The sequence below is a fragment of the Phormidesmis priestleyi BC1401 genome (assembly GCF_001650195.1).
Classification (GTDB): domain Bacteria; phylum Cyanobacteriota; class Cyanobacteriia; order Leptolyngbyales; family Leptolyngbyaceae; genus Phormidesmis_A; species Phormidesmis_A priestleyi_B.
Map to the genome: position 1 here is coordinate 19881 of NZ_LXYR01000020.1, position 22139 is coordinate 42019.

Below are 22139 nucleotides of genomic sequence, written 5' to 3' on the forward strand. Positions count from 1 at the left end.
GCTTTCTTTTAGTAGGATAGATCGCAAGCAGAAGCCGATCGACACAGAATATCTATTGACTGGAATAAATCGGAATTTCAATCCAAAATTCTGTGCCGTGCCCGGGCTGAGAGTGGCACTTGAAAACGCCTCTGTGTTTCTCAACGACGATCTCGTAGCTGATTGAAAGTCCTATTCCGGTGCCTTTGCCGATCGGCTTGGTCGTAAAAAACGTCTCAAATATTTTGTCCTTTACGTCTTCAGGTATTCCCCGTCCGTTATCGCTGATGCGGATTACGACTCGATCGCTTCCTAATCGCTCAGTGCGAATCGAAATCATGGGCACGCTCACGGGGTCCAAGTGTTCTTCGAGAGCGTCGATCGCGTTGTTGATCACATTCATAAACACTTGATTAAGCTGTCCGGCATAGCACTCTACGACTGGGAGATCGCCATAGTCTCTGACTAGCTTAATGTCTACAAAGTCTGACTTTGCTTTGAGGCGATGCTGCAAAATCAGCAGTGTGCTGTCGAGTCCTTCATGAATGTTGACGGGTATCATCTCTGACTGATCGAGCCGAGAAAAATTTCTGAGAGATAAGACAATTTGGCGGATGCGATCGGCTCCCACTTTCATCGAGGTCAGCGTCTTGGGAAGGTCTTCGGTGAGAAAATCTAGGTCTATTGCATCGATCTGTTGCGCCACTTTCTCAGTTGGGTTGGGATAACAAGCTTGGTAAGTATCCACCAAGGTGAGCAGGTCACGGGCATAGTCATTGACGGGGTTAAGATTGCCATAGATAAAGTTAACCGGATTGTTGATTTCGTGAGCCACGCCTGCCACCAACTCACCCAAGTTCGACATTTTCTCGGTTTGAATTAGCTGACTCTGAGTTTTACGCAGATTGTCAAATGCCTGCGAGAGTTGTTCAGCTTGCTGTTGAGTGTGCGCTAGCAGGTCGGCTTGCTCTAGTCCAACCCCTAATTGAGCCGCTACTTGAGTCACAAACTGAATCTCTGAGGGCTGCCACTCACGAGCTTGGCTACACTGATGAACGCAGAGCAACCCCCAAAGTTCATCTCCTTTAATCAGAGGTGCTGTGAGAAGCGCTTTGATCTGAAATTGGTCAAGCGTTTCTAGAAAGCAGTCTTGTATTCCAGCCTTGTGAATATCGGTGACGGTGTGAACGCGCCCCTGCCGATATCTTGTTGCATAAGTATCGCCAAAGCAGTGGTCATAAATTTTGACCGTGAGGGCAGATAGAAATCCTGGCAAAACCTCTTCTGCAACAAATTCGCCTGTGTTGAAATTTGAGTTGGGGTCTAAGCGATAAACGCCGACGCGATCGGCACTCAGCAATCGCCTCAGTTCGCTTGTGACGGTTCTAAAAATTGTGCTGAAATCTAACGACTGCCGCATTTTGGTGACGACTTCAAACAAAATGCGCTGCTGTTCGGTTGCTTGTTGCAGTTGAGTAGTGCGTTCAATCACTTGGGCTTCTAAACTGGCATTGAGAACGTGTAGCTGGTGGTGCATCTCATGCTGCTGAAAGGCAGTCGCAAACTGGTTTCCCAGCGCCTGAGCTAGCTCAATATCTTCGGGCATCCACTGATGCACCTGTTTAGAGACGACTTGAGTACGAAAAATGCTCAAATATCCCAGCAGGCGGTGGCGATACCAGAGTGGCATCATCAGCACGCCTCGCACTGATGTTGCACTAAAAGCAGATTTCACCTCCTTAAAGTCTGGCTCGTAGTGGAGGTCATCGATCGCCCAAACTTGAGCCTCTCTCAGCTTGAAATGGGTTTGCCAAACGCTGCACTGCTCAATCAAATGATAGGGCGGCTCGTCAGGAAAATTGGGTTGAACGCCATAGGTGTAGAGTCGAATATTGTTACTAGGCGCGATCGAGCTTTTGGGCGATGGCGGCTTGTGCACGTCTAAAGGTTCGGCTTGAATCCAAAGTCTGCCGCCTGACCCTTGAAGCGTGGCAACCGTTTCTTCTAGAGCGGCTTGTAGCTCGATCGTCGATAGCGAATGCAGCAAACTAGAGATGCGCTGAACAGCGGCTTCTCGATCGGTCATCTCGCAGACATGACGCATCAAACTAGACTGCGCGATCGCCATTGACAACTGATCGACTACCCACTGCACGGTTTGAACGTCACTCTCTAAAACGTCGTGAGACTCAAGGTAATGGGAGACGACTAAGCCCCAAAGCCCGTTTTGGGAGACGATCGGCACAACCAGCGAAGACTGTACGCCCATCTCATTCAGGGGATTGAGATGATCGAGTTCTGCGGGGCGATATTGAATCGGTTCAAACCCGGTTTCGTCATTTTGCCAGCGACTTTGCCCGATTTGCCCAGAGGTGACATTGACGATCGATCGAACCTGCGACTCGATCAGCAATTCTTGCGCGTCGGCAGAGATATCGTCGGCTGGAAGCCTTAGACCTAGCAGCGATGGCAAGCGATCACCTCGAATCGATTCGGCAATCACCTGACCGCTTTCATCTGCGTGGAATTGGTAAACGGCAACCCGATCGCTGTCTAAAAACGCCCGAACGTCTGTCACGGTTGCAGTGAGAAGGTCTTTTAACGGGAGCGATCGCTGAATGCGATGGGTGAGGCGGCGCAATAACTTTTCTTGCTCAAGGCTCATTGCAGGTCTTTACCCAAATTTGAGAAGGGTGTCAATACGAGTCAGACAGAGAGATGATTGTTCCATCTGCCATCTCTGGTAAAGAGTATGGGCAGTGCCGCTTCTAAAATTCACATTCCCTTAAGTGACAAAAGCCTGCCATTTTTTGAACTAATTGAGATCTTGCACCTGATTAAAACCCCTCGTTCGTGGCATTCAACAGCCCTGAACTGAAGTTCGAGCTAATGGTGGAAAGTCCGTCAAAACGGACTGAAGGTCAATTCTAGTCTGCTCTTGAGTCCGTTTCAACGGACTTTTATACTTTCTGACGGGTAAGATTTATGAGGAAAGCGTGACTTATGGGTTCGATCGTCTATCTCAGTTTCTAGGAGGATGATCCCCTCGTCCCTAATCGCGATAGGATTGTGAAACTGTCACGTCTCCTCACCCATTGCTTATGAAGCGCTTTTTGTCTCGCATATTGGCTCTGGTGTTGGTCGTAGCGATCGGGCTAACGGGTTGCTCTTCTGACTCCACGACCGGACTCACTGGAAACTACCGTGAAGACACGTTAGGAGTGATTAGCAGCTTGCGGTCTGCTTTGACACTGCCAGCAGATTCTCCTGATAAGGTTACGGTTCGCACAGAAGCCCGTAAAAGCATTAATGACTTCGCTTCGCGCTACCAGCGTGATCCGGCAATTCTAAAACTAAGCTCATTTACGACCATGCGGACGGCGCTTAACTCGCTGGCAGGTCACTATAGTTCTTATCCTAATCGTCCGGTTCCCGACAAGCTGAAGACTCGCCTAGAACAAGAGTTTCAGCAAGTCGAAGTGGCTCTCAAACGGGGAATTTAGAAATCGAATTTTGAGGATTGAGTTCTGAATTTATTCACAAATCAGAACTCATCAAGCCTCTTGCAAAAGTCCGAAGATGCCCTCATCCCCCAACCCCTTCTCCCAAGCTTGGGAGAAGGGGAGCCAGATTTCAAAATCCCTCTCTCAAGCCTGGGAGAGGGATTTAGGGTGAGGGCAGGGACTTTTGCAATAGACCTATTCTTTTGACTAAACTGCGCCCACTTATGTCTTCATTAAGGTTGTCAGCATCGATGCAGGACGCTGAGCATAGTTCCAGGCAAAGGCATGTCGGAATGCGGCATCTTGACAGGCTTGTAGCTGCTCAAACCCGATGATGTCGTGAGTGAGTAGACTTTCATACTCAAACGGCAACCGGACATCGTGCAGTCCAGCGTTGTCGGTGCAGATAGCAATATCGACCCCGGCATCAAAGCAGCGATCGAACACCAATTTCAGTTGGCGAATGTCGTCCAGCGTCCCGGTTTTTAAATACGTGGTCGGACACACTTCTAAACACTGTCCCCGGCGAGCCACCTCTTTCAGCAAGTGGGGCTGAAGGAGCGGAATCTGAATGCCGTGCCCGATTCTCATCAGGTAGGGCAGCAGTTCTGGATAGCAGCCTTCGCTAGTTTCATAGACGTGCCCGGTTGTTTTAATGTTGAGCGATCGAGCATAGTCATACAATTCGACAAACTCATCGAGCCGTTCGGCATAGTGAGCATCACCGCCTGCCACATCGATCGCGCACACATAGTCAGGAGATTGAGCGGCTAAATCGACGATCGCTCGGTTCACCTCATAGGGCAATCGAGAGTGCATACAGAGAATTTGGCTGCTGACGATCGGGTACTCTTTAACCTGACTCGCTTGACCGACGATTTGGACAATTTCCGCCATTTGGTCAATGCGCTGAGACTGGCTTAATTGAGAGTCCGTTCTCAGAAATGGCGTGTAGCGCAACTCTAGATATGCGAGATTCTCAAAAATGTATGCCCCCCGCATTAGACGATAGATGAAATAGGGCAACGCCTCAGCCGTCTGAACCCCCTCAACCAGAGTGTGGAGTTCTAAATACTCGTCTAACGTGCTGCGAGGTCGAGTATAAAAGTCTTCAAACTCAGAGTAGTCAGGAAAGCGCGCGGCTAACGCAGACTCACTCCGATGCAAATAACGCCAAAGCACCCTGGGAACCACCGATCCCCCCAGATGGCGATGTAACTCAGCATATAAAGCCACGAGCACCTCTTCTGATCTGATGATGTAGTTCCTCCTATTCTGACGTTTGTAACAAAAGTTGTCTGGCTCCTATTGAACCTAAACGAGAAGAAACCCTAAAGAAGTGGGAATTTTTGCGGGTCAGACAGGGCTTCGTTTGTGCACTTCCTGGTCACTCCATCACCCCTTACAATGGATCTTGCAGATGTCATGCTGCAAAGACTAGAGATGTAGCTCAGACAAGGGGAGAAACACCGCATGGATTTGGTCGCGCTTCAAGGCATATTAGACAATCTCTCGTTTGCTGTCCTATTCGTCACGATGCTGGTTTATTGGACGGGTGCGGCATTTCCTCAGATTCCCTATCTACCTGCACTAGGGATGGCAGGAATGGCGATCGCAAATCTCTGCATCGCAACTCTCTTAGGCGCACGTTGGCTAGAGGCAGGTTACTTCCCGTTGAGTAACCTCTATGAGTCGCTGTTTTTCCTCGTCTGGGGGATCACGACCATCCATTTGTTTGCTGAAAATATGAGCGGCAGTCGCTTAGTCGGGGTTGTAACCACACCTGTTGCGATGGCAATCACCGCCTTTGCAGCGTTGACCCTACCTGACGGAATGCAAGCGTCTGCGCCATTAGTGCCTGCGCTCAAATCTAATTGGTTAATGATGCACGTCAGCGTCATGATGTTGAGCTATGCCACGCTGATGGTCGGGGCGCTGTTGGCGATCGCCTTCTTAGTGGTGACTCGCGGTCAGAATGTTGAACTGCGCGGTAGCTCAGTCGGGACAGGTGCCTACCGCGATAAAGCATATCGATTAACTCGATCGAGTGAATCAAAAGTGCCTTTGACGACGGTTGCGATTCAAAGCGGCGGGACTGCGGTGCTTTCCGCCCCGACCCAGGCGATTTCGCTATCTCCTCAACGCTTAAATTTGGCTGATACGCTCGACAACATCAGCTATCGGATCATCGGCTTGGGGTTTCCGCTCTTGACGATCGGAATTATCGCTGGGGCAGTTTGGGCAAATGAAGCCTGGGGTTCTTATTGGAGTTGGGACCCGAAGGAAACGTGGGCAATGATTACCTGGCTTGTGTTTGCGGCTTATCTCCACTCTCGGATCACCAAAGGGTGGCAGGGTCGTCGTCCTGCAATTCTCGCGGCGACGGGCTTTGTCGTCGTTTGGGTCTGCTATCTTGGCGTTAACCTCTTGGGCAAAGGGCTTCACAGCTACGGCTGGTTCCTTTAGTCACTCTCAAACCTTTACGATAAAACCAATATGGATAACGGCTATAGCCCCTTAAGAGATGACGAAGTGCTGTTCGTCGATCGCGGTCGAGTTCTGATGTCAAATCCGACGTTTAAGGTCAGTGAGTTTCTGGAGGCTCTGGCTGAAACGATCAATGAGCAAGAAGATAACTGGTCAGAAGAGAATGAAGACTGGTTTGGCGATGGTTTGGCGTGTGAAGCGCTGCGATTTGGCACAGGCGGCTGGCAGCGCGGCAAAGTCAGAATTCGCCTAGAATTTGTGCCGGACAAAGAGCTTGGACGGTTGCCAGAGCGATCGACCGCACCGGGGCGACTTCGCACCAAGCCCATCGAAAACATCTACGAAGATTTAGACGAAGGCACCTATTAAAGCCATCCATGAGCCGTAATGCTTGGACACCGCTCCACGATCGACTGCATCGCACACTCAAAGAGCGCAGCTTATTAGCGCAGGGCGATCGTGTTCTGGTGGCGGTGTCTGGAGGGCAAGATTCTCTCTGTTTGATTAGACTCATACTCGATTTGCAACCCAAGTGGAATTGGCAGTTAGCGATCGTGCATTGTGACCATCGCTGGCGATCGGACTCTTCCCAAAATGCGGATTTTGTATCGGCGCTAGCTAAGTCTTGGCAAGTCCCGTTTTATTTAGAGACCGCAAGTCAAATCCCTATAAGCGAAGCTGAGGCGAGACAGTGGCGCTATGAGTGTTTTACAAAGATTGCTCAGACGGATAGATTCACCGCGATCGCAACGGGTCACACGGCTAGCGATCGGGCTGAAACTCTTCTCTACAATCTGATGCGAGGCAGTGGAGCCGACGGACTTCAGGCACTTTCCTGGAATCGATTGCTCACTCCAACCCTCAGTCTTGTCCGACCCCTTCTAGACGTAACTCGCGCTGAAACCGCTCAATTCTGTCAAGACTCAGATCTTCAGATCTGGGAAGATACCACCAATCAAGATTTAACTTACGCTCGAAATCGTATCCGTCGAGAACTCATTCCTTATTTGCAAGCTCACTTCAATCCGCAAGTTGAACAGAACCTTGCTCAAACTGCCGAACTCCTCGTCGCAGAAGTTGAATATCTCGAAGCGATCGCCTCTGAACTGAGAGAAAAAGCAATGAGTGTTGATCGCTTAGCATTAAACCGATCGCTGCTCCGCTCCGCTCCTCTAGCACTTCGGCGGCGCGTCGTTCGCCAATTCCTGCAAAAAGCTCTGACGTTCAGCCCCAACTTTGACCATATTGAGAAGATGACCGCTTTGATTACCGCCCCCAATCGATCGCGCACTGATCCATTTCCGGGCGGGGCGATCGCTGAAGTTCAAGGCGACTGGATTTGGCTCAAAACCTAGCTGGTAGCAATTTCTGCTCTCTTTGAGCGTGTCGGCATTCTGATAAAGCACTAAGCCTCCGAGCCATGACCATCACTCAACCTCAAGCCCCATCCCATCAAAAAGTCTTGCTCTATCCCGGTGAAGATGGTTATTTTGTGGTCGAGGTGCCGAGTTTACCAGGTTGCATCAGTCAAGGAAAAACTCGCGACGAAGCCATAACGAATATTGAAGAAGCGATCGCTCTCTATATCGAGGTGTTATCCGATCGAGGCGAAACTGTCCTAGACGACAGAATTTTCGATTTCAGCTTGTGATTGGGGAAGCGCGTAAGTTTCAAGAGACACGTTAGCTTTACACTGCCAACACAGTATTTTCACACTTAATACTGTATGTTCGCGTACCAGAATTCATGTGATAGTTTTGATATAGCCGTCGCCACTTTGCTTAGGACATTTTTGGCAGTGTGCTTCGCGTGCTGCCGAAGATGTCTCTGTCCTAACCTATGTGGCGACGGCTATATATGGGGCAGGAAACCTTGCTAATTTTATACAGGAGAATCTCATGAGAAACAATAAATCGTTGGCTGCTGGTGCTACTCCTGCTGCTGCCGGTATTGCTACAGGCGCTGCTACGGGTGCTGCAGTTTATGGGAGTGCTGTAGCAGCAGCAAACGCGGCTGGTATATACGGTGCAGCAGCAACTAGCTCTGCTCTTGCTAGTCTTGGCGGCGGAGCACTTGCTGCTGGTGGTGCTGGCATGGTTGGCGGAGTTGCAGTCGTTGCTGCATCTGTTGCTTTGCCTGCGGTCGCAGTAACTGCGCTAGGCTATGGTCTTTATAATCTGTTCAAATCTTAAATCTGAATTCTCGATTTGATTTGCTTTAAATGGTAAGCAGGGGAGGCGCTGTCTGCTCTGCTTTTGTAGGTAACTTTAAAACTGAACTCTTCATTAACAAATATCAATTCAAGTGGGCGCGAACTCAGGCTTATTGGTTAGGTTGGTGACAATTTGCTGCATCTCAGCGATCGCCCCGCTCTGATTATTCTTCGCCTCGTTGACTTGTGCGATCGTGCCCTGCATGTCCTCAAGCTGATGTCTCAACCCGTCCACCGTGTCTTGAATCGGCTGCATTATCTCCTGATAAAGACTGACTTTGCCTGCGAGTTCGGCGGCAGTGACTCTTTGAGATTTCAGCGTTTCTTCTAGGTGTTTCAATTCGCTGCGAGTGGCTTCTTGCTCGCCCGATCGCCCATTCACCATTCCCTGAGTTTCCTGAATGCGATTGCGAATTTGCTCAAGCTCATTCTCAATTTTTTGCAACTCATCTGCTTGCTGCTGCCGAAGCGAATCAATCTGGGTAAACACTTGGCTCAGATCGAGATTCCCCTCTTTTGCCTCTGGGTCACTTCTGCCCTGTCTTCGTGCCAACCCCGATCGGTGCTGACGCAAAACGCTTTCCTTCTCTTTGAGACTGCGACGTTGCCCCACCAATGTTTGATTGAGAAACTGAGAGGCATCTTGTTCATCTGCAAGCTCAGATTCTAGAGCGATGCGATCGTACTCCCCAGATTTCTCAATCTTGGCTTTCAGTTCCTCAAGCTCTCTCTGTTTAGACTCCAGTTCTTCTTCTTGCCCGTTGACAAAGCTAGAAGACATCTCAAAGTCACGCTGAAAGTCTTGAATGACTGCCTGAAGATGATCTAAGGGCATTTTATCCAACATCTCGACATCCACTGAACTGATGGTTGCATCCATTCCTTCGGCGAGACGAAAAAGCTGCTGGTGCAGATCGTCATGATGCTGGATCTGTATCCCCAACATCTGAGCATAGTCTTGCTTAGTCTGCAAAACAGCTCGCTGAAGCTTGACCTCGGTTTTTGCCTTTTCTAGCGCTTCTTGGGATTGGTGCCACTCTTGCCAGCGGCGATCGAGATCTTGAGACTGGCGATCGATCTCCTCCTGCATCTGAGGTGAAGCCTGTTGTTGTTGCTCTAAACTCTGCCAATGTTGGCTCAAAATTGCCTGATGCTGACTGGCTAACTCAGAAGCCTGATTAACCTGCTCCTGCATCAATTCGGGCGAGAAGTCTGAACTAGACAGCCGACCCAAAAGCTCCTGAATGGCTTGAGCTTGTTCGTCATCTAGAACAGACGCTTGTTGCAGCTCAGATTGCTGCTCATCGACTCGCTGCTTCTGCCCCTGTAGCTGATCCCAAGCGCCCTCTAGCTCTTGGCGGTTTCGATCGATCTCTGCCTGTTGACGCAAGATCTCGTCGCGGGTCGTCTCAAACTGTTGACGCTGTTGCTCTAACTGCTCAAAGTCTTCTTCTAACTGCTGAAGTTGCTCACGCCGAGTCTCCATCTCCATTTCACGCCGATTTAGCTCTTGGCTTTGGTAGGTGAGCGACTGCTTCCACTGCTCAATCTCGTCTTCCTGATTTTTAAACTTTTCTTGCAGGCGAGAGAAGTTTTGCAAAATGCTGACCAAAGGTCGTCCAGCTTCTTGGACGCGCTGCACCTGCTTGTTGACGGTCAGGTCTACCAGCAGCAAAGTTCCGGGGCTAAACCGACTCGCTTCGTCTGACTGAATGGCTTCATCGCTGGCTGCGCTCCAATTTTGCTCAGATCGTTGACAGGCAAGCAGTTTGAATTCAGACTTACCGCCGCCGATAATTCCGCCTTTCTTTTGTATAACTTCTGCTAGATACAGCACACTGATAGCCCTCTTCTGTGTCTATGCCCAATCCTAGAGCAATTTGTCCGAATGGTCTAAAGTTCTCGTCAGCTTAGCTTAACGGAGCCAGAAACAGGCTAGCGGTTCCAAGTTTTCACCCCAGCCATTCAGTTTGTCAATTATCTTAGCCAAACCAACTGGGCTTCAGCGCTCTTAAACTCATTATGCCCACGACTTTTTATCCCCATCGGCTAACTGAGCACCCATTCAAGAGATTTATCTTGCCTACCGAATGACGTATTTCAGTCCATACAAGTTGGCTCAAACGAAACTTAAGATTCTGCAATTTGAGCCACTGCCCTCTAATCTAGCACTGCCTTTGCTCGTTCGCATCAAGAAATCTCATCAAATTCTCAAGAGATGCAGGCATTAAATTAAGCCGTGGGATTTGCGGCAACCTTTTGATGCTTAATTGACTAAATGAATACAGTGCCTCCACTATTATCTTTCTGTGACGATTTTCAGGAAATTACCTTAGATTGAGTTTGAGATCGACCTAACACTGAAGATGCCAAGAGATAATAAATTGGCTTCTCAGATGAGCAAAAAAACTATTGCTCTCATTCAAATCGAGGGCAAAATTGATACGGAGCGCCGGATTGCTTTGAGGAGACAAATTAACTTGAATGCAAGGACAACTGAGTGAGATTGATATCCGTAGCATCCTGCAACTGATCGAGCTAGGTCAGCGCACAGGCGAACTTTTTGTTGAAGCCTATCCTTCTTCTTCGCTGCCGCCTACTCATGTTGCATCCCCGATCGAGACTCGTTCTACCAAGTCTTTGAGTGGTCATTCCTGGTTTGCTTTTTTCCTCAATGGTCAAATCGTTTACGCCGGGGAGACTGACGTTAGTTTGCTTCGACTGCGAGACTACCTGCGTCGCTATCAGGCAGAATCTGCGGTAGACGACATCGCGTCTTCGTCGATCGCTGCCTTCAATGCTCCAGAATATGGCTATTTGTGGGCGTTAATGGAGAATCACAGCCTCACTCCTGCTCAAGCACGCAGTGTAATTAAAAGCATGATTCACGAAACGCTGTTTGACCTCCTGAGTTTGCATCAGGGGTCTTTTATTTTTGAGATGGGCACTCCCCTCGCACCGCAGCTAATGACGCTAGAGACTGCCCCTCTGGTGACGAAGATCATTAAGCAGGTGCAAGAGTGGAAGCAGTTCTATCCTCAGATTCATTCGCCCGATCAGTGTCCTGTAGTTGCGAACAGAGCTTCATTAAAAGAGGTCCTGCCTGAAACCACGTTCAGTACGCTCGATCGCTATGCAGATGGCAAAACGTCTCTGCGGCAAATCGCGCGTTATCTAAATCGTGACATCTTAACCGTTGCCAGGGCAATCTATCCCTACGTAAAGCGGGGCTGGCTTCACTTAGCTCATTCTTCCTCTGAAGAGTTAGGTGGCGGGTCAAAAGTTCGGGCTAGAGATCTCGATTTTTGGCAAATTAATAAGACCCCCAGAGTCGTTTGTATTGATGATGGTGCCACGATCCGCAAAACCGTAGAATATATTCTCAATCAACATGGCTATGAAGTGACGGCGATCGACAACCCGCTCAAGGCGCTCAGTCTCGTGTTTCAACTCAAGCCAGACCTGATTCTTTGTGATATTGCCATGCCAGAATTAGATGGCTATGAAATCTGCGCTATGCTTCGCAAGTCAACGGCGTTTCGTCAAACCCCGATCGTCATGTTGACTGGTAAAGATGGCTTTATCGATCGGGTTAAAGCCCGAATGGTTGGTGCGACTGATTATTTAACCAAACCATTTGGAGAAAGTGAGCTATTAATGTTGCTAGAAAAGTACATAGGTGTGGGACATCCTGACCAGCCAAAAGCCGACCAACTTTTAACAGATGCTCTCGAAGAAGGGTAGAAATCGATCTCACCTAAGGCGGCTTATTTTTGGCGAAGAGCTGATTCTTTCAGGGATTGGGGTACTTTAGTGATTACATAGTTTAAGGTAAACAACGGTGGATTTCACCCGTCATCGGTCAATCCAGCAAATAGGTAAGGGGTTATGAGTACAGTTCTGGTCGTGGAAGACAGCGTCACTCAACGGGAAATGATCACAGATCTGCTAAAGGGAAGTGGGCTAACCGTCACCATTGCGACAGATGGGGTCGAAGCGTTAGAGCAGATCCAAGTGCATCGTCCTGACCTGGTTGTGCTGGATATTGTGATGCCTCGAATGAATGGTTATGAGGTGTGCCGTCGGCTCAAGGCAGACCCCAAAACGCAGAAGGTTCCCGTGGTGATGTGTTCTTCCAAGGGGGAAGAGTTCGATCGCTATTGGGGCATGAAGCAAGGGGCGGATGCCTATATAGCAAAGCCGTTTCAGCCCACTGAATTAGTGGGTACGGTTAAACAACTATTGCGAGGTTAGGGATAGAGGTCATGGTAGGGAATTCAGACTTTTTAACGGGTGGAGGCTACGATCAAGCTCCTGAGTTTCAGGAACTAGAAAGCCCTGAAGGGGAGTTGCACCTGCGGTTCTATATCCCATCAGGCAGCGAGTTTGCCCTACCTGCGGCTGGGATTCGAGAGGTGCTGTCTCCATCGCCCGATCGAATTACTCCTGTCCCTAATGTTTCGCCTCTGCTATTGGGCACACTCAACGTGCGAGGACGAGTAGTTTGGGTCGCAGATTTAGGTCAATTTTTGGGCGATCCAGTCCCTTTAAATACAGACCGTCCTGAGATTTCTGTGATAGCAGTCGAAGATCAGGACATCATGTTAGGGTTGGCAGTCGATCGCATCGTCGGCATGGATTGGCTAGACATTGATCATGTGCAGATGTCAACCGCTGCCCCTGATAGTGTTGCACCTTTTTTGCGAGGTGAGTGGGTGTTAAATGACCAAGACAGTCAGTTTTTGCGGTTGCTCGATCAGGTAGCGATTTTACGATCGGCGCGGTGGGCAGCATAATCAATGAGCCAAAACCGATCCCTATCTGTACAATCAATGCAACGGACTGATCGAAGACAACTTTTGGAGTCTCAGGCAGCATCGACCACTACTCAGATGCATTATTTTCACTCTACACCGACTGCTCACTTTTTTCTAAGTTTGCCACCTATCAAACTCAACTTTAAGAGCAGAACTTCGAGAACAACGGCATACAAGCACTTGCAGGAGAAGGCACATGGCACGCGGGACTGACTTTGCCCAAGACTATCAACAGGCTGAAAGAGCCTATATGCAGGGCAAGTATGAAGAAGCGGCGAAGATTGTCGATCGCTTAGTCGATGAATACCCCCAAGACCCTAGCGCTCGACTTCTGCGGGGACACATCTACTGCTATGGGCTTCAGCAATATGGTGTTGCTCAAGAGCAATATCAAACGGTTCTCAACCTCACGTCTGATACTGAGTTTGTCGATTATGCCAACAGCGGTCTGACTTATGCAAACCAGTTTGCAGGCGAGCCAGCGAATGGCGTTTCTGATAGTCACGAAGCAGAAATTGGGGCGTTTGATAAGTTTGATGCCGCAAACCGTGCATCGGTGACTCAGCAGCAGCCAGATGACTTTAATGACTTTGTGCTCGATGAGATGGATTTAGATATGCCCGAATCGCCGCCATCTCAAAGCGGTGAACCGTTTGGTAGCCCTTTTAATAGCCACAACGATAATGGAAGGGCACCTGCACAAAGCAATACATTTACGGACGATCCATTCGCGCTGACTGACCTGGATGATTTTGGCGCAAATGCAAGTAGCGGGGCAAACGATTCATTCGCATTAGACAGCCAATCTAGTTTCTCCGCTGCTGATACCAGCTTAGACAGCAGCTTTCCGGCTGCGATGGACGAATTTGACAGTGTATTCTCTAGCCCAGATTTTTCAACCCAAACCGACGAATCTCCGTTCCCCTCGTTTTCTGAGCCAGCAGCGCCGATCAACTCCCCTAATCGCCCATCCAACAATCGTGCAATGGGCGAAGACACGCTCTTTATGGGCGACCCTGACCTGTATGAATCGGCTGAGTCAAATTTTGATGCACCAGTCGAACCCAATCAGTTCGATTCGCTTTATAACGGCACTCTTTCTGAACCAAGCCTGAATCCTGGCTCAAGCTCAACGGGAAGTCGGAGCAACGTTGATTTTTTGGACGACTTTGAAGACTTCGACGATTTGGGTAGCTTGTCTGATTTCGACCTCTCTGAAGACTCAGCGGGATTCACCAGCCCTTCGATCGGGAGTGGTTTTGGGCTGTCTACAAACGGGATGGCGATCGGGTCAGACAGCGGCACGATGGATTTTGGAGATCACGATCGCTCCACCATTCGCGATGACGAACTGTTTAGCATCTCCAATACGTCTGAGCAGGTTCCCAGCTTTACCCAGATCGACAGTTCGGCGGCAGATCCCAGTCCTACCGTCGAACAGGGTCCTTTAGCATTCATCGATAACCGCCCGCTGGCAACCAAGCAGTTAATCGTTGCAGGGGCGGCGGGAATTGTCTCAGCCGTGGCAGTGGCAGTGGTGAGCTTTCTCTCAGCGAATGGTGCCGCCCAGCAGAATAATCCAACCGTAGTATCTCAACTCCGCAATACAGGGCTGTTGATGGCTCTAGCAGGTGGCGTGTGTGGAGGAGGCGCAGCGTTTGTGGTGGGGCAAATTACCGCCAAGCAAATGAAGCGATCGACAGATGACTTAAAAGCCCAGTTTGATGCGGTGTGTCAGGGCAACCTCAACGCTCGCACCACGGTTTATTCAGAAGATGAGCTAGGTCAGTTGTCGAGTGGGTTTAACCAGATGGCGCGAGTCATTCTGACTACCACCAGCGAAGCGCAGCGCAAAGCAGAAGAACAAGAGCAAGCAAAAGAAGACTTGCAGCGTCAGGTGATCCGCCTGCTTGACGATGTGGAGGGCGCGGCGAGAGGTGACTTGACGGTGCAGGCAGAGGTGACGGCAGACGTGTTAGGCGCGGTTGCTGACTCTTTTAACTTGACGATTCAAAACCTGCGAGAAATTGTGCAGCAGGTGAAGACAGCCGCCCGTCAGGTCAGCAAAGGCTCGACTGAGAATGAAATGTTTGCCCGCAGTTTGTCGTCAGACGCGCTGCGACAAGCCGAGGAACTTGCCGTTACCCTCAACTCAGTCCAGGTGATGACCGACTCGATTCAACGGGTGGCAGAAAGCGCTCGTGAGGCTGAAGAAGTGGCACGTTCTGCATCGGCAACGGCTCTCAAAGGCGGCGAGGCGGTAGAGCGCACCGTGGCAGGTATTTTAGAAATCCGAGAAACCGTGGCTGAAACCACTCGCAAGGTGAAACGTCTGGCGGAGTCTTCTCAAGAGATTTCTAAAATTGTGGCGTTGATTTCTCAGATTGCGTCTCGCACCAACTTGCTGGCTTTGAACGCCAGTATCGAGGCAGCACGGGCAGGTGAAGCGGGACGAGGCTTTGCGATCGTCGCCGATGAGGTGCGTCAACTCGCAGACCGAGCCGCCAAAGCGTCAAAAGAAATCGAGCAAATCGTGCTGCAAATTCAGAGCGAGACTGGCTCGGTCATGACCGCGATGGAAGAAGGCACCCAGCAGGTGATCGAGGGCACTCGACTGGCAGAACAGGCAAAGCGATCGCTGGAAGACATTATTCAAGTGTCAACCCGCATCAACACGCTCGTGACTTCGATTACTGCCGATACGGTCGAACAGACCGAAACATCTCGTGCGGTAGCTCAGGTGATGCAATCGGTCGAGCTGACAGCTCAAGAAACCTCGCAAGAGGCGCAGCGAGTCTCCGGTTCGCTGCAAAATCTGGTCGGCGTTGCAAGAGATCTACTGACCTCAGTGGAGCGGTTCCGCGTTGAGGCGATCGAGCGAAAGTAGTGAAAATCACAGGCACTTATAGTAAGGAGCCTCTATCCTAATTGAGTTACCCTAAAGCCATAGACTCAACGCCATCTCAGATGATCTCAGTTCAAAACCTTGGATGATCTCGACCCGCAATTTAGCTCTCATTCTCAGATCATCTATCTTCTCTAAGACTCCTCTAAATGACCCACTGAATGGGTTTGAACGGGGGTCAATCTAACCATAGAAAGGGACAATGCGATGCAGCCAGAACAACAGCGGCGAATCATGGGCTACTTCATTGAGGAGGCAAAAGACCATCTCAATACCATTGAGCAGGGTTTGTTGAATCTGCAAGGCACGATCGCAGACCCTGAAAGGGTGAATGAAGTCTTTCGGGCGGCTCACTCGGTTAAGGGTGGAGCTGCGATGTTAGGTCTGAGCAGCATTCAGCAGACCTCGCATCGCTTAGAAGATTTCTTCAAAATCCTCAAAGAAACTCCTGGAATCAAGCCGGATCAAAAAGTAGAAACGCTTCTGCTACGGGTGTTTGATACGCTCCAGGAACTGTTAGAGCAGTTGCAAGGTCCGTTTGGTTTGAGCGAAGAAGCGTCGAATGCGACGATGGCTAGCGTTGAGCCTGTTTTTGAGGAACTTCAGCAACATCTCAGTCTGCTAGAGCGTCAGAGTGAGGCAGCCACGCCTACTCCTGTGATGACGCGTCCGACGATCGCAGCGACTCCAGCCACGTCTCAAGACAGCTCATTGGTGCTGATTTTTCAAACCGATGTGCCTGTCCAACTGCGTGAAATGCTGCAACTGTTCCGACAGGCGGAGGCGCTGCCCGACGGACGCGATCGCCTTCAAGAAATTTGCACTGGGTTAAGGGGGTTGGGCGAAGCCTTCGATCTCGATCAATGGTGCAGTTTGGTGAATCTGGCGAGTCAAGCGATCGCCGATCCCAATAATTCCTATCGAGCGCTGGCGCCGATCGTCATTAAAGACTTTAAGCAGGCACAGGAATCTGTTTTAGCAGGTCGGGTTTGGGAGGTTGCACCGAGCGAACAGCTAATCGCCCTTGTGCCGATCGATGCGGCATTACCGTTAGCAGTCGATGACGATCTGGCAGATTTCTTTGCTATTACAGATCATCTCGATTCAGATGATGACCTAGACCTGTCGGAAATGGATTTTGCGGCTGAAGCCGATTCTCTAGACGCGTTGGAGTTAGACACTCTAAACCTGGATGCTCCTTTGTTTGAGTCTAGTCGTGACAGCAGTTTGGTAGAAGAGACTGAACTGTCTAGGGCAAGCGATCGCGACGGTCCTGAAGTCGGCATGGCAGAACTCAACAGTCTGGCAGACCTGTTTGAAGGAGAAATGCCCGATCTCGGTGCCACCTGGCAAGAAGAAGAGGTGATTGGAAGTTCTCGATCGGCGGCGCTTGACTTCAATAATCCACTGGGAGAGGAGAGCAGCGACTTTTCAGACTTGCTGTTTGACGATTCTGCTGCGACTCCTGCTAGCGTCAGCGAGGAGGATGACGACGACTTTACGAGTCTGTTTGGAGACAACTCTTTAGAGGATCTGCTCGATTCTGAAGTGACTTCGGGTGCGATCGTAAACCCAACTATTCTTGAAACCGCCTCAGACACCGAAGATTTTGATCTGTTTGGTTTAGAGACCTCTGAAGAGAGTTTGACTCCTGCTGATAATCTGTTTGATGAACTGAATCTAGACGACTTTGACGACCTGAATTTGACCAGCGAGATCGCACCCTCAGATGATCTCTTAGAGATACTTTCTTCACCTCAAGTAGACAATGAAGCGACTCCGATCGGATTGGGCGAGTTATTTGCAGGGCTAGACGAGGAGGAGTTGAACTTTGATCAGCCTTTAACCGACTCGATCGCGTCGCCTAGCCCCGTGGTGAATGAATCGACGTTTGACGACCTAGATTTTGACCTCGCGTTAGACGACGAAGCCCCTGCGCCTGCTGCCGCGATCTCCGACCCGTGGGAAAGCTTAGATCTAGAAGAATCTCCTCAAGCTTCAACGCTTGAATCAGACAATCAGAATGAACTCGGTGCTTTGACAGACGACCTGTTTGGGGATTTGGATGATCTCGATTTCGGTTTAAATGAAGCCCCTTCAACCTCTGTAGAGAGCTTAGAAGCACTTTCTCTTCCTCCTGATGATCAAGAGACGAATGATCTCTCACCCTTTGACAATCTTTGGAGTCAATCTGATCTGTTGCCAGACGATGAATCTCTAGATGCTGGATTAGAAGAGTTAGACGTTGGCTCTGATACCTCGAATTTTTCAGTAGAAGATTCTAATGATTTGTTGACAGATGCTAGAAGCGATGACTCAGCAGAATTCGATTTAACGTCGGCAAACAGTGAGTTTCCATTTAGTTTAGAAATAGCTTCAGAGGAAAGCGATGACCTGCTGACAAGCCTTTTTGAGAGCGAAGAACCCCTGGACTCGCTAGAGATTAATCCCGTAGAGCCTGAAGCTTCCTTAAATGAACTAGCGTTTGATAGTGTCTTTGAGTTTGACTTGACGTTAGACGACCTGAATTTATTGACAGAAGGAAGTGAGTTAGAGCCAAATGCTTTACCTAACTTAGAGCTGACCAATTTAGACGATGACTTCTTAGGGTTAGAGGGTGAAGATGAGATTGATCTGGCTAATCTAGTAGACGAAAGCTTTGCTGCCGAGACTCCTTCGCTGAGTTTGGACGCTGATTCCGAGTCAGAAACCGCTGATTTAGCAGGACTACTTGAGTCCGAAGACCTATTCAACTTTAACCAGTCTGAAGAGTCGCTAGACTTGAATCTTAACGCTTCGGAAACCAGCGATGATCTTGACAGTCTGTTCGATGAAAACTCTGAGGAGATGGGACTTTTATTTGCTGAGACTCCTATCTCAGAATTAGAGACAACAGACCTTTTTGGCTTTTTAACAGCAGATGACCCACAGGCTAGCGAGGAGTCGATCGCTGATTCACCGCTCTCACTCGATCGCTCTGAGTCTGAGCCGCTCTCAAACGATTTAGATGATTTGCTGAATCTAACTGCGATCGGAGAAGAGACTGCGCTAGACCTTGATCTGCTTTTAGATGATGACTCATTGAATAGTCTAGATGACCTGCTAAGTGACGATCTTGGGTCAGAACTGACGAAACAAACCTTTGACCTTTCTCTTAATCTAGAAAGCGAACTGTTTGAGACAGCTTACTATCAAGAGAATGAGCCGTTAGAAATTCCCGATGAGTTTGGCTCGATCGCGGCTCAAAGCGTTTTTGGACTCGACCCAGACGAACTATCTCTAGAATCTTCTACAGATGACTTAGATGAGTTGAACTTTGACCTCTTTTCTTCTTCAGAAGATATGACTTCTGAACCAGACACTTTAGATACTCTGCTGAATGATTTAGGACTCGACTCTCCGATCGAAGCCGTCTCTGTGCAAAACATTGGAGAAGCAGACGACCTGGATCTGCTGTTCGACTTAGAGGATTCAACCAGCAGTGCAGAGAATGATGACTTCGATTTGGAGTTTGACCCCTTCGATGATTCTGCACTCGCATTGAGTGACTTTGAGCCACTAGAAACCGAAGCCTCGTCTACTGAACCTGCTGACCCTTCAGACCTCGATTCTCTCTTTGGAGCGAGCATCGCAGCGGCATCTGTGATCTCCTTGGGGGCAGCAATGGCAGCCTCGCTCAATCTTGACGAATCTGACGAAAACGACTCTGAGCTAAATGTTCTAGAAACAGAATCTAATCTGGCGACGGACGATGAGTTTGGCGACTTAGATGATTTATTAAACGCAACCCTTTCAAGTACCTCTGAACCCTCTGACCCAGAAGACTTTGATGACTTAGATTCTTTGTTTGGAGAAGAGACGGCTGACTCGGTGGCAGAAGCAGAGAGCCTAGACACTTTGCTAGATGAGACCCCCGCGAACTTTGATGACCTAGACGATTTGCTCGGCGACGACCTATCTCCGATCGCCCAAGATTTAACCTTTGAGAACTTTGATGACCTTGAATCTCTTTTAGCAGACGCACCTGAAACGTTTGCGACCACGGCTCAAACAGGCTTCTCTGCTACTGATGACTCTGATATGGAGTTTGACGATCTAGAGAAGATGCTGGAGGACGCTGACAAAACGATGGGAGGAACCCCAGCCGCCAAGAGTCTAACCAGCACTCAATCGGCACGGCGCACCAACCGACTTGGGAAAGGACTCAGCGAACAAACCATGCGGGTTCCGGTAAAGCACCTGGATAACCTCAGCAACCTGGTCGGCGAACTGGTGGTCAACCGAAATAGCCTGGAGCAAGACCAAGAACGGCTGCGGCAGTCGCTCGATAACCTCCTCTATCAGGTTCAGCAACTGAGCGATGTCGGTCAGCGAATGCAGGACTTGTATGAGCGATCGCTGCTAGAAAGCTCCCTTCTTGCCAGCCGCAATCAGCGCACGCCTTCTATCTTTAGCGCGTCCATCCGAGACAGTAGCGCGATCGCCCCAAGCAACTCATCTGGAGTCGAGTATGACCCCTTAGAGATGGATCGTTTTACAGGCTTTCACTCACTCTCGCAGGAAATGATTGAGCTGATTGTGCGAGTCCGAGAGTCTGCGTCTGACATCGAGTTCATTGTCGATGAAACCGATCAGGTGACGCGGATGTTCCGGCAGGTGACGACCCAACTGCAAGAAGGGCTGACCCGTTCTCGAATGGTGCCGTTTGCCCAAACCGCCGATCGTCTTCCTCGTGCCGTGCGCGACATCGCGATGAAGTGTGGCAAACAGGCAGAACTGGTGATTGAAGGTCGCGACACGCTGATTGACAAGATGATTCTAGAGCATCTCTACGATCCGATGACTCACCTGGTTAACAATGCGATCACTCACGGCATCGAAACGCCTGATGTGCGTCGAGCAGCCGGAAAATCGCCCGTCGGTAAAATTACAATCCGTGCCTTTCATCAGGGCAACCAGACGGTGATCTCGGTTTCTGATGATGGGGCGGGGGTCGATATTGAGCGAGTCAAAGTCAAAGCGATCGAGAAAGGATTGATTACGTCATCTGAGTCTAAAGCGATGGCTCGGTTAGATATCTACGATCTCCTCTTCCATCCCGGCTTCACTACCAAAGATCAGGCAGATGACTTCTCTGGTCGAGGAGTGGGCATGGATGTGGTGCGTACTAGCTTGAGCGAGATTCGGGGAGTCATCAACACCGATTCAGCCCTGAGTAAGGGCACCACATTTACCGTGCGGTTGCCGCTCACCCTCAGCATCTCGAAGGCGCTGTGCTGCATCAGCGATCGTGCCCGCATTGCCTTCCCAATGGATGGGGTGGAAGATATGCTCGACATTCCAAAAGAGCGCATTCAAACCGACTCAGAAGGAAATCCGGTGATCGCGTGGCGAGATGCAATCTTGCCCTTGCGCCCCTTGACTGATTTGTTGGGCTATAGTCGCCATCTCAGCCGAGGCAATGTTTACGGCGGCAACCAGGAAGACGATATGGTGTCTGTGGTGGTTCTCCGCAGTGCAGGCAATTATTTGGCGCTGCAAGTCGATCAGGTGCTCGGTGAACAAGAGATTGTGATTAAGCAATTAGAAGGTCCGGTGCCGAAGCCGATCGGGGTTGCAGGTGCGACGGTGCTAGGCGACGGTCGAATTATGCCGATCGCAGACGTGCTAGAACTCATCGATCTCTCAATGGGTCGGATTCGTCGCGATGTTGGCACGATGTGGGATCAGGGAGCATCGCAGTCAACCGACACGATCACGATGAAGACCGAGCCAACGGTGCTGATTGTAGACGACTCGATTACGGTGCGCGAACTGCTGTCAATGACTTTCAATAAGGTTGGCTATCGGGTGGAGCAAGCTCGCGATGGTCAAGAGGCGTGGGAGAAGCTGCGAGCAGGTCTGCCGTGTGATATCGTCTTCTGCGACATTGAGATGCCTAGAATGGATGGTTTAGAACTGCTGTCGCGGATTCAGAAAGATCCCAATTTAAGCAGTCTGCCGATCGCGATGCTGACTTCTCGTGGTGCCGATCGTCACCGTCAAATGGCAGCGTCTCTAGGGGCAAGTGGCTATTTCACAAAGCCCTATTTAGAAGAAGCGCTTTTGGATGCGGCTCAACGAATGTTGAAGGGCGAGATTTTGATCGTCAACAATCGAGATTCGTGAGTCTGATGTGAATTTAATATTTTGGAGGGATGGGTTTTTAGCCTGTCCCTCTTTATTGGTGTAATTAG

The 22139-nt window shown here is 49.8% G+C and carries 14 protein-coding genes; 11 read left to right on the top strand and 3 right to left on the bottom strand.

Features of this window, described 5'->3' with window-relative positions; genetic code table 11:
* Nucleotides 1-52: 52 nt before the first annotated feature.
* Nucleotides 53-2644 (bottom strand): GAF domain-containing sensor histidine kinase, encoded by a 2592-nt coding sequence (locus A8707_RS12555; protein WP_068817483.1) that lies wholly within the window; start codon nucleotides 2642-2644, stop codon nucleotides 53-55.
* Nucleotides 2645-3080: 436 nt separating this feature from the next.
* Here A8707_RS12555 and psb27 point away from each other — a divergent pair, with 436 nt between their 5' ends.
* On the top strand, nucleotides 3081-3482 hold the full coding sequence (psb27, locus tag A8707_RS12560) for a photosystem II protein Psb27 (RefSeq protein ID WP_068817485.1): 402 nt from the start codon (nucleotides 3081-3083) through the stop codon (nucleotides 3480-3482).
* Nucleotides 3483-3704: 222 nt separating this feature from the next.
* Here the strand turns inward: psb27 and A8707_RS12565 are convergent, their stop codons facing one another.
* Nucleotides 3705-4718, bottom strand: a complete 1014-nt coding sequence (locus tag A8707_RS12565) for an adenosine deaminase (protein WP_068817556.1) — start codon at nucleotides 4716-4718, stop codon at nucleotides 3705-3707.
* A 237-nt stretch (nucleotides 4719-4955) separates the two neighbouring features.
* Here A8707_RS12565 and ccsB point away from each other — a divergent pair, with 237 nt between their 5' ends.
* The 5 genes from ccsB (at nucleotide 4956) to A8707_RS12590 (ending at nucleotide 8161) form a co-directional block, all read left to right on the top strand.
* Nucleotides 4956-5948 carry a c-type cytochrome biogenesis protein CcsB gene (gene ccsB / locus A8707_RS12570; protein ID WP_068817486.1) on the top strand — a complete coding sequence of 331 codons (993 nt, stop codon included), beginning with the start codon at nucleotides 4956-4958 and terminating at the stop codon, nucleotides 5946-5948.
* Between the two features lie 30 nt (nucleotides 5949-5978).
* On the top strand, nucleotides 5979-6338 hold the full coding sequence (locus A8707_RS12575; RefSeq protein ID WP_068817488.1) for a KGK domain-containing protein: 360 nt from the start codon (nucleotides 5979-5981) through the stop codon (nucleotides 6336-6338).
* An 8-nt stretch (nucleotides 6339-6346) separates the two neighbouring features.
* Nucleotides 6347-7324 carry a tRNA lysidine(34) synthetase TilS gene (gene tilS, locus A8707_RS12580; protein WP_068817490.1) on the top strand — a complete coding sequence of 326 codons (978 nt, stop codon included), beginning with the start codon at nucleotides 6347-6349 and terminating at the stop codon, nucleotides 7322-7324.
* Nucleotides 7325-7389: 65 nt separating this feature from the next.
* Nucleotides 7390-7620 carry a type II toxin-antitoxin system HicB family antitoxin gene (locus A8707_RS12585; RefSeq protein ID WP_068817492.1) on the top strand — a complete coding sequence of 77 codons (231 nt, stop codon included), beginning with the start codon at nucleotides 7390-7392 and terminating at the stop codon, nucleotides 7618-7620.
* Between the two features lie 247 nt (nucleotides 7621-7867).
* Complete coding sequence (locus A8707_RS12590; protein WP_068817494.1) at nucleotides 7868-8161, top strand: hypothetical protein; 294 nt, start codon at nucleotides 7868-7870, stop codon at nucleotides 8159-8161.
* A gap of 108 nt (nucleotides 8162-8269) precedes the next feature.
* Here A8707_RS12590 and hmpF read toward each other — a convergent pair whose 3' ends face one another.
* Nucleotides 8270-10018: a pilus motility taxis protein HmpF gene (hmpF, locus tag A8707_RS12595; protein WP_068817496.1), complete on the bottom strand. Its 1749-nt coding sequence runs from the start codon at nucleotides 10016-10018 to the stop codon at nucleotides 8270-8272.
* A 647-nt stretch (nucleotides 10019-10665) separates the two neighbouring features.
* On the opposite strand from hmpF, the gene A8707_RS12600 reads away from it, so the two are divergent.
* The 5 genes from A8707_RS12600 (at nucleotide 10666) to A8707_RS12620 (ending at nucleotide 22071) form a co-directional block, all read left to right on the top strand.
* Nucleotides 10666-11925, top strand: a complete 1260-nt coding sequence (locus A8707_RS12600; RefSeq protein WP_068817498.1) for a response regulator — start codon at nucleotides 10666-10668, stop codon at nucleotides 11923-11925.
* Nucleotides 11926-12069: 144 nt separating this feature from the next.
* The gene (locus A8707_RS12605) at nucleotides 12070-12435 is read left to right on the top strand and encodes a response regulator transcription factor (RefSeq protein ID WP_068817499.1); all 366 of its coding nucleotides are present in this window, start codon (nucleotides 12070-12072) and stop codon (nucleotides 12433-12435) included.
* Nucleotides 12436-12446: 11 nt separating this feature from the next.
* Complete coding sequence (locus tag A8707_RS12610) at nucleotides 12447-12977, top strand: chemotaxis protein CheW (RefSeq protein ID WP_068817501.1); 531 nt, start codon at nucleotides 12447-12449, stop codon at nucleotides 12975-12977.
* Nucleotides 12978-13194: 217 nt separating this feature from the next.
* Nucleotides 13195-15885 carry a methyl-accepting chemotaxis protein gene (locus tag A8707_RS12615; RefSeq protein ID WP_068817503.1) on the top strand — a complete coding sequence of 897 codons (2691 nt, stop codon included), beginning with the start codon at nucleotides 13195-13197 and terminating at the stop codon, nucleotides 15883-15885.
* Nucleotides 15886-16110: 225 nt separating this feature from the next.
* A complete protein-coding gene (locus A8707_RS12620) occupies nucleotides 16111-22071 on the top strand; it encodes a hybrid sensor histidine kinase/response regulator (protein WP_068817505.1) in 5961 nt (1986 codons plus the stop codon).
* Nucleotides 22072-22139: the final 68 nt, after the last annotated feature.